Source organism: Ruminococcus sp. RTP21484sp1_RTP21277st1_D2_RTP21277_210401 (assembly GCF_040924225.1).
Taxonomy (GTDB): domain Bacteria; phylum Bacillota; class Clostridia; order Lachnospirales; family Lachnospiraceae; genus Blautia_A; species Blautia_A faecis.
Genome location: NZ_JBCOMJ010000057.1, coordinates 1 through 8,675, shown reverse-complemented (window position 1 = coordinate 8,675; position 8,675 = coordinate 1). Strand labels below are relative to the sequence as shown.

9 protein-coding genes and 1 pseudogene are annotated in these 8,675 nt (G+C 42.0%); 9 read left to right on the top strand and 1 reads right to left on the bottom strand.

What is annotated here, in order from left to right; translation table 11 throughout:
- From AB5706_RS22695 to AB5706_RS22655, 9 genes and pseudogenes are all read left to right on the top strand, one after another.
- Positions 1-465 (top strand): annotated as a pseudogene (locus AB5706_RS22695) (phage tail assembly protein); the annotation flags it as partial.
- Positions 466-557: 92 nt separating this feature from the next.
- Positions 558-1,061, top strand: coding sequence for a pyridoxamine 5'-phosphate oxidase family protein (locus AB5706_RS22690; protein WP_148463763.1), 504 nt, complete (start codon positions 558-560; stop codon positions 1,059-1,061).
- Positions 1,062-1,087: 26 nt separating this feature from the next.
- On the top strand, positions 1,088-1,297 hold the full coding sequence (locus tag AB5706_RS22685) for a DUF6219 family protein (protein WP_173717530.1): 210 nt from the start codon (positions 1,088-1,090) through the stop codon (positions 1,295-1,297).
- Positions 1,298-1,300: 3 nt separating this feature from the next.
- On the top strand, positions 1,301-1,756 hold the full coding sequence (locus AB5706_RS22680; RefSeq protein ID WP_148463765.1) for a peroxiredoxin: 456 nt from the start codon (positions 1,301-1,303) through the stop codon (positions 1,754-1,756).
- Positions 1,756-2,508: a peroxide stress protein YaaA gene (gene yaaA / locus AB5706_RS22675; RefSeq protein ID WP_148463766.1), complete on the top strand. Its 753-nt coding sequence runs from the start codon at positions 1,756-1,758 to the stop codon at positions 2,506-2,508. Before AB5706_RS22680 ends, yaaA begins: the two co-directional genes overlap by 1 nt.
- 173 nt (positions 2,509-2,681) lie before the next feature.
- Positions 2,682-3,245 carry an alkyl hydroperoxide reductase subunit C gene (gene ahpC / locus AB5706_RS22670; protein WP_148463767.1) on the top strand — a complete coding sequence of 188 codons (564 nt, stop codon included), beginning with the start codon at positions 2,682-2,684 and terminating at the stop codon, positions 3,243-3,245.
- A complete protein-coding gene (locus AB5706_RS22665) occupies positions 3,245-4,897 on the top strand; it encodes an FAD-dependent oxidoreductase (protein ID WP_173717531.1) in 1,653 nt (550 codons plus the stop codon). The genes ahpC and AB5706_RS22665 overlap by 1 nt, the downstream gene beginning before the upstream one ends.
- A gap of 248 nt (positions 4,898-5,145) precedes the next feature.
- The gene (locus AB5706_RS22660; protein WP_148463769.1) at positions 5,146-6,408 is read left to right on the top strand and encodes a GLUG motif-containing protein; all 1,263 of its coding nucleotides are present in this window, start codon (positions 5,146-5,148) and stop codon (positions 6,406-6,408) included.
- 11 nt (positions 6,409-6,419) lie between these two features.
- Positions 6,420-7,394 carry a helix-turn-helix domain-containing protein gene (locus AB5706_RS22655; RefSeq protein ID WP_148463770.1) on the top strand — a complete coding sequence of 325 codons (975 nt, stop codon included), beginning with the start codon at positions 6,420-6,422 and terminating at the stop codon, positions 7,392-7,394.
- Positions 7,395-7,442: 48 nt separating this feature from the next.
- Here AB5706_RS22655 and AB5706_RS22650 read toward each other — a convergent pair whose 3' ends face one another.
- Entirely contained in the window at positions 7,443-8,507 is a 1,065-nt protein-coding gene (locus AB5706_RS22650; RefSeq protein WP_173717533.1) for a site-specific integrase, read from the bottom strand.
- Between the last annotated feature and the right edge of the window lie 168 nt (positions 8,508-8,675).

Sequence of the window (8,675 nt, the reverse complement as noted above, 5' to 3'; positions counted from 1 at the left end):
CCGGAAAGCTATGTAATTTTTATTACCAGGGACGATATTCTTGGATATGGACTTCCCATTTACCACATTGACCGGCAAATCAAAGAATTAAATGAAGCTTTTCAAGATGAAGCACATATCATATATGTAAATTCCAGGAAACAGAATGATACAGAACTTGGAAAGCTGATGCATGATTTACACTGTAAAAAGGCAGATGAGATGCACAGTCCGATTCTTGCAAAACGAGTATATGAATTGAAGGAGACACAGAAAGGGGTTGAACTTATGTGCCATGAAATGGAGAAAATCTATAGTGAAGGAATGGAAAGCGGAGAGAAACGTGGTGAGCTCAAAAAAGCAAAAGAAACAGCCCTTTCCATGGCAGAAGAGGGCATGGACGTAAAGATGATTGCTCGTTTGGTTAAGGTAAGTGAAAAAGATGTCCAGAAATGGATTGATGAAACTTTGTGTGTAACAAAATAACTGAAATCATTATAAATGGGGCTGTCGGGACAGCCCCATTATCAATATTAATAAAGAATACTATTAAAAGTGTTATGTCTGGAGGCGGTTTTGTGACACATGATCAATTTAAGAAAGCAGCAGATTATTGGAAGAATAAAAAACAGAATGCTATGCCGGAAGAAAAGCTGAAAAAGACAGTATTGGAATATATCAATTCCAACAATACTTGTGCACTTGCGACTGGAACTGGGGATTATGTAAGATGTACCCCAATTGAGTATAGCTACCATGATGGGAAGTTTTGGATGTTTTCAGAAGGTGGCGAAAAGTTTATTGGTCTTGAGAAAAATGAAAATGTATGTCTGGCCATTTATGATAAGTATGATGGAGCGGACAATTTGAAAAGCATACAGGTAATAGGAAAGGCAGATCTTGTGGAACCTTTTTCCGATACATATAATAAACATGCAAAGATTAAGAAGCTTCCAGTAGAAACATTAAAGAAACTGGCTTCGCCAATGAACCTTATCTGTGTAACACCAGTTAAAATGGAAGTACTTTTTTCTGAATTTAAGAAAAATGGATACAGCAGCAGGCAGACAATAAAATTTTAATAAATTATATTTTATGGGGGTATTGTATGAAAGCACATAAATATTGGTCTATCGGAGCATTTATTACCATGATCGGAACTTTTTATACCGGTTACAAAGGGTTAAAATCAAGCCACAAATATTTCGCACTAAGCTCTCTGCTTTGTATGATAATGTCTATCTATACAGGACATAAAATGATTTCTGGCAGTAAAAAAACAAGAAAGAAAGCGGAAGCTACAGAAACGGAGGATTAAAAAATGTTGGAAACAGGAACAAAAGCCCCTGATTTTGAGTTGCCGGATCAGAATGGAAACATGCATAAGTTAAGCGATTATGCCGGAAAGAAAGTGATTTTATATTTTTACCCGAAAGATAATACAGCTGGCTGTACGAAACAGGCATGTGGATTTTCAGAAAGGTATCCTTTGTTTACAGAAAAAGGAGCTGTTATCCTTGGTGTTAGTAAGGATTCTGTAGCTTCCCATAAGAGATTTGAAGAAAAATACGGACTGGCATTTACTTTATTGGCAGATCCGGAGCGTAAAGTGATTGAAGCATATGACGTCTGGAAAGAAAAGAAGAATTATGGAAAAGTTTCTATGGGAGTAGTCCGGACAACATATCTGATTGATGAGAATGAAATTATCATAAAGGCAAATGATAAAGTGAAAGCGGCAGATGATCCTGAAAATATGCTGAAGGAATTGACGTGATGAAGATTATATTATCACCAGCAAAAAAGATGGTTACAGATACGGACAGCATAGCACCAGTGGGAATGCCGAATTTTCTTGATAAGACAACTGAGATACTAAGTTGGATGAAGGGTCTGGAAAAAGATAAACTGAAGGCAATCTGGAAATGCAATGACAAGATTGCCAGGCAGAACTTTGAAAGATTAGAAAATATGGATCTTTATCACATGCTTACTCCTGCTATTTTGTCCTATGAGGGAATTGCATTCCAGTATATGGCACCAGCAGTGTTTGAATACGGACAATTTGAGTATATCCAAAAGCATCTTAGAATCTTATCCGCATTTTATGGAAGCCTAAAGCCACTGGACGGTGTGAGACCATATCGTCTGGAAATGCAGGCAAAGGTTACAATAGGAAATACCCGGAATTTGTATGACTATTGGGGAGACATGCTGTATAAGTCCATCATTGATGACAGCCAGATCATTATTAATCTGGCATCAAAGGAATATTCGAAATGCATAGAAAAATATCTGTCACCGAAAGATACGTATATAACGATTACATTTTGTGAATTATCCGGAGAAAAGCTAGTAACAAAAGGTACTTATGCAAAAATGGCCCGTGGTGAAATGGTCAGATTTATGGCAGAAAGAGGGATTGAAAATCCAGCTGATATACAAAAATTTAACAGACTGGGCTATAGGTTTAGAGAAGATTTGTCGTCAGAGAAGGAATATATTTTTGAACGGTTGTCTGCACTGTAGTGTGGTATTGCTAAATTGTAATTATTCTTGTTGAGAATGATATTCACTTACGTAAAATTCATTGACATCACCAGAAAGAAATGATATATTGCAGACAAGGTTAGTTTTGCCTAACTTGCATTAATCCCTGCATTCCAGGGAATGCTTATTACAAAAAAAGGAGGAATTTTAAAATGTCAATGATCAATAAAGAAGTAAGTGATTTTTCTGTTCAGGCTTATCAGAATGGGGAGTTTAAAACCGTGACCAAGGCCGATATTCTGGGAAAATGGAGCGTATTTTTCTTCTATCCGGCCGACTTTACCTTTGTATGCCCTACCGAGCTGGAGGATCTGCAGAATAAATATTCTGATTTCCAGGCTGCTGGCTGCGAAATCTACTCTGTTTCTACAGACTCCCATTTTGTCCACAAAGCATGGCATGATTCCTCTGAAAGAATCGGTAAGATCACTTATCCAATGCTGGCAGATCCTACCCACGCACTCTGCAAGGATTTTGAAGTGCTGATCGAATCTGACGGAATGGCAGAAAGAGGAAGCTTCATTGTAAACCCGGAAGGCAAGATCGTGGTTTATGAAGTAAATGCCGGCAATGTAGGACGCAATGCAGATGAACTTTTCCGCCGTCTCCAGGCAAGCCAGTTTGTAGCAGAACACGGAGACCAGGTGTGCCCGGCAAAATGGCAGCCAGGAGCCGAAACTCTGAAGCCAAGTCTTGATCTGGTAGGTATGCTTTAATGTCGAACGAAAATTTCTATGATGTAGTTGTGATCGGAGGAGGTCCTGCCGGTCTGACAGCTGCCTTATATCTGGCTCGCGCCTGCTACCGTGTTCTGGTAATTGAGAAGGAAAAATTCGGCGGCCAGATTACCATTACCGATGAAGTGGTAAACTATCCAGGCGTCATGAAAACCAGTGGGAAAGAACTGACCCAGGCCATGCAGAAACAGGCGGAACATTTCGGAGCAGAGTTTTTGCTTGGGGATGTTGTCAGCCTAAAAAAAGCAGAAGAAGCATCCGGCGCAGAAATCTGGGAAACAACCACCGATAAAGGTTCCTACAAAAGCTTTGGAATCCTGCTCGCAACAGGAGCCCATCCAAGAATGATCGGTTTTCCAGGTGAGGCCAAGTTTCGCGGTCACGGAGTAGCCTATTGTGCCACCTGTGACGGAGAATTTTTCCGTGGAAAAGAAATTTTCGTAGTTGGCGGCGGGTTTGCTGCAGCAGAAGAAAGCGTATTTTTGACAAAATATGCAAGCCATGTAACTATTTTAATCCGTGGAAATGATTTTTCCTGCGCAGAAGCGGTAGCGGAAGCCGCCAAAAATCACCCTAAGATCACAGTTTTAACCAATACAGAGGTTGTCTATGTGGAGGGTGACCACACGCTGCGAAAGATCTGCTACAAAAATAAAAACACTGGAGAAGAAACCATTTTCGATTCTGCAGATGACACCTTTGGCATATTTGTATTTGCAGGCTACGCGCCAAATACGGATCTGGTAAAAGACCTGATTGCTCTGGATTCCCATGGATATGTGGAAACGGACCGAACCCAGAAGACCAGCTGTCCGGGAATTTACGCAGCCGGAGATGTATGCCAGAAGAATCTCCGCCAGGTGGTAACTGCAGTGGGAGATGGTGCCACAGCTGCCACAGAGCTGGAAAAATATGCCGCAGCCATGCAGGGGAAAACCGGAATCCACCCGGAAAAGCCAATCAAAAAAGAGGCCGAAGTTCACAAGGAATCACCCGCAGGAAAAGAAACAGAAGGGAAATCCTCAGCCGGTATTTTTTCACAGGATATCATAAACCAGCTGAATGTTGTATTTTCCAGAATGGAGGGAAACCTGCAACTTGACCTGCATCTGGATTCCCGTCCCGTCAGCCAGGAATTGAAAGGCTATATGACAGAACTGGAGAAATATACAGACAAACTGACCGTACAGGAAGCGGACTCTGCTTCGGATTCTGCTGCCTTGCTGCCTTTTGTAGAAGTGCTGACTGCCTCCGGGGAAAAGACTGGATTAGCTTTCCACGGCGTGCCAGGGGGACACGAGTTTACCTCTTTTATCCTGGGATTATACAACGCCGCAGGACCAGGGCAGCCCCTTGACCCTGCCATCAGAGAACGTATCCTCGCTATCGACCATAAGGTGCACATGCAGATCCTGGTATCCCTTTCCTGTACCATGTGCCCGGATCTGGTAGTGGCAGCCCAGAGGATTGCCTCCTTAAATCTCCTTGTAACAGCAGAAGTATACGACATCGCCCATTTCCCGGATTTAAAGGAAAAATACAACGTTATGAGCGTCCCCTGCCTGATAATCAACCAGGATCAGGTAACATTTGGGAAAAAGAATATCCCGCAGCTGTTGGAATTGCTCTAATAAGATAATAAAAACTGTAATGATAAACTCCTATGGTTTATTGTTACAGTTTTTTAATTCAAGAAAATTTTTATTCCCCGACCACAATTGTGGTAAAATAGCGGTAAGTAATAACTAATACCGTATTTCCGCAAAAGAATCTGTCTAAGCAGAGTGGTTATCGTCCAAATGGAGTTGTGTGACCCTGTAAGAAATGGTATGGTTATTGTTAGAAGCAACTAACTATTATATAACTCAGGAGGCACACAATGAAAAAGAAGTTCGTTTCTGTTTTATTAGCACTTACCATGTCAACTACCTTATCTGCCGGATTAACCAGTACCGTATTTGCAGAAGAAGCAGTAAGCACCGCATCTGAATGCTCTTATGACGGCGGCAGTGGCACCCAGGAAGATCCGTACCAGATTTCCTCGACAGATTCTTTCCTGACATTTGCCGCTAATGTAAATGACGGCTCAAACGCAGGTTATGCGGATACTTATTTTCTTCTGACAAATGATCTTGATCTTACAGGCATTGACTGGGAACCCATCGGCAATATGAATGACATGGAAAACCATTCCACCTTGTTTCTGGGCTCCTTTGACGGCGGAGATCACACAATTTCAAATTTAAAATATGAATCTGACAAATACAACTGCGGGGCTGGTCTTTTCGGCGTAAACTGCGGCGAAGTCAAAAATCTGACAGTGGAAAATGCAGAAGTAACCGTAACAGATGGCACCTCTCTGGCTATTGGCGGCGTTGTAGGATACAACATGGGATCAGTGGATCACGTAACCTTAAAAGGAAACTCCGTAATTACAGGCAACAACTGCACTGGCGGAATTGTAGGAGGCAACAACAATTCCGTAACCAACTGCTCCGCAGAAAATGTAACCGTCATCGTAATTGGAGATAATGAATTTGAAGAAAACCATATTGTGCAGGCAGATGTAGCAGAATGTGGTGGCCTGGTCATCGGCGGCGGTTTTGGCGGAACCATTGACAACTGCAGCGCAAGCGGAACTGTAAAGGCAGAAGGAAACGAACCGGTTGGTCTTGGCGGAATCGGCGGCTGTCTGGAAATGATGGATTCCATTACCAACTGCACCGCTGATGTCACAATTGAAAGCGCAAATGGCGGCCATGCGATCGGCGGTCTTTGTGGTTACGCAGGCACTCACTCCAATCCAGACGTATGCCTGGAAACAGAAGGATTTTCCACGAAAAATTATCCGTCCGTAATTGATAACTGCAAGATAACTGTTTCCATAAAAGCGGATGGAGCAACCCATGTAGGAGGTCTTATTGGCACCGGACTTTACTATTATGGAGAAGAAACCGTATTTAAAGTTACCAACTGTTCTGTAACAGGATCCATTGACGGTGCTGTAACACCAGGTACCGTTGCCGGCAGGGCAGTGGGCAGTGTAATAGAAAGCTGCGACGCAGACATTTTAATTGATGGTGTGCATGCAGACAATCAGATTGGCACCACTTCCTGCATGTACGAGAGTGCGGACCAGTAAGAGAGGAAAAAATGGAACAGCATCCGTTAACGGATTTTTTTGACCAGAAAGTTCAAAAAACAACGGGCAAAAACAACCGTACTATTTATAAAATGAACAATGAAACCGGAGAAGGAATCATCACGCAATATATTATTTTGCCTGGCATCCAGTTCTTTTATAACGATTTTCACATGAGCAATGGACAGAACCAGAATAAACTGCCTCACGCAGATGTTCTGGAACTGAACCATTGCAGGGAAGGGCGTTTTGAATGCAGATTTGCCAACGGCACTTATCAGTATATTGGAAGCGGTGATCTTGCCATCAACCTTCTTTCCAACCAGACCGTTTCAACCAGCTTTCCGCTGTCTCATTATCACGGCATCTCCATCACCATAGATTTACAAAAAGCAGACTCTGTCATCCGAAAAATCGGCGAGATGACAGGCGGTCTGGACATTGATCTGTTTTCCATTGCCAACGGCTTTTGCAAAAATGGTACCTGTGCTGTAATTAGAAATCAAAATAAAATCAACCACATTTTTTCTGAACTGTACTGCACCAAGCCGTATATGCACGCTTCCTATCTGAAGGTCAAGGTCCTGGAACTGCTCCTTTATCTTGGAACTGAGAAAATACAGAATACCCAGGTAAAAGTTCCGTATTTCGCACATACTCAGGTAAAAAAAGTAAAAGAAATTCAAAAGTATATGGTTTCCAATTTGCGCCAGCATTACACTCTTGAACAATTGTCCGAGCAATTTGACATTCCTCTTACTTCCATGAAAGCATGTTTTAAGGGAGTTTTCGGCTGTTCCATTTATGCCTACATAAAATCCTACCGTATGCAGGCTGCAACCGTACTGCTTCAGAATTCTGACTGCAGCATTACAGAAATCGCCATGAAAATGGGCTACGACAACCCCAGCAAGTTTTCGGAAGTCTTCAAAAAAGAGTATGAGATGACTCCATCTGAATTTCGAAAGAAATACATAAAAGCATAATTGCACACTCCTTTACAAAAACATACCTTGACAAATCTCGTCTCAGCTTTACATTTTATAATAAAATACCTCAGGAAACGGAACGTTTATAGTCAAAGTCTCTCCCTGGATATCCGCGATCTGCTGGCAGAGGCCCAGCATCCGGTAAGGATTTGCATATCCGAAAAGTTTCATGATCTTATCAAACTGTTTTTCCCTTTTGATAAGATCTGCGAGATACATATATCTGAGGTCTCCAAGGGAGATGCGGGGCAGGCCATAGGACTGTGTGATCTTTTTCAGTCTGGTATTCAGTGTGGGAAGCGTCTTGACTTTTCCATATGGACCAAGGCACAGGGCGCCTTCTTCGGCCAGTCCGGGATATCTCAGAAGAATGCCCTCATTCAGATATCTCCGTTCCCTGATCTCATCAAATAAAAATTCCGGAACAGGCACAGTACGGTAATTACTGTCTGAACGGAGCTTTCTGCCACTGTATTTGAGACTCTGACTATTATCACCCCCATTCCTGTCAGCAGACACATAATTCCGTGCATGCAGCCCGCAGATCGTTACCGTGCCTGCCTCCAGATCGAAGCTGTCATATTTAAGTCCAAGGATTTCCCCGGGTTTCAGCCCGCAGTAAAGCGCCAGGGCATATTCCAGATAGTGGGAGGTGTTGTCTTTCTTTGCAGCTGATAATAAGCAGGTAAGCTGTTCCGGTGTATAAAGGACAGGATCTTTTTCCAAAACAGAATATTTTTTTATTTGAAAGAAAAGTTCATAATCACCGGTATCTGGTTCAAAACGATCCTTTATAAAGACACGCAGAAAGCGGTATGCCGAAGCAGCCGTATTTTCATTTTTTTGATTGATGCATGCCAAAAGAGCATTCAGGTATTCTGCATCGATATCGTCAACCGCCCGCTCCTTATCCGGAAGGCTGGGTTCAATGACATTGAAGATCATCCAGTAGTAGTAAGCAGCCGTACTGCTGCTGGTTGAATTCGAAAGACATTTGTTCTGGTACCAGCTCTCCAGGTAATTAACAAAAGTAGTTGCAGCAGGTTCGTTCCTTTTCTCTTTTTTCATTGTTGCGGCTGTAACAGCCATTTCTTTTGATTCTTTTCTCATTCTTTTTTCCTTTCTGCCATCATTGGCTAAGCATTTAACTATATTTCAGTTATATATTGTCCGATTTTCGCTCAGAATCCGATCTTTTATGAAAATTTTTGACAAAATTCTAAAAAAATGACATATTAATCCTGTAAGGTGGATGTCCATACAAAGAAATATATTTAT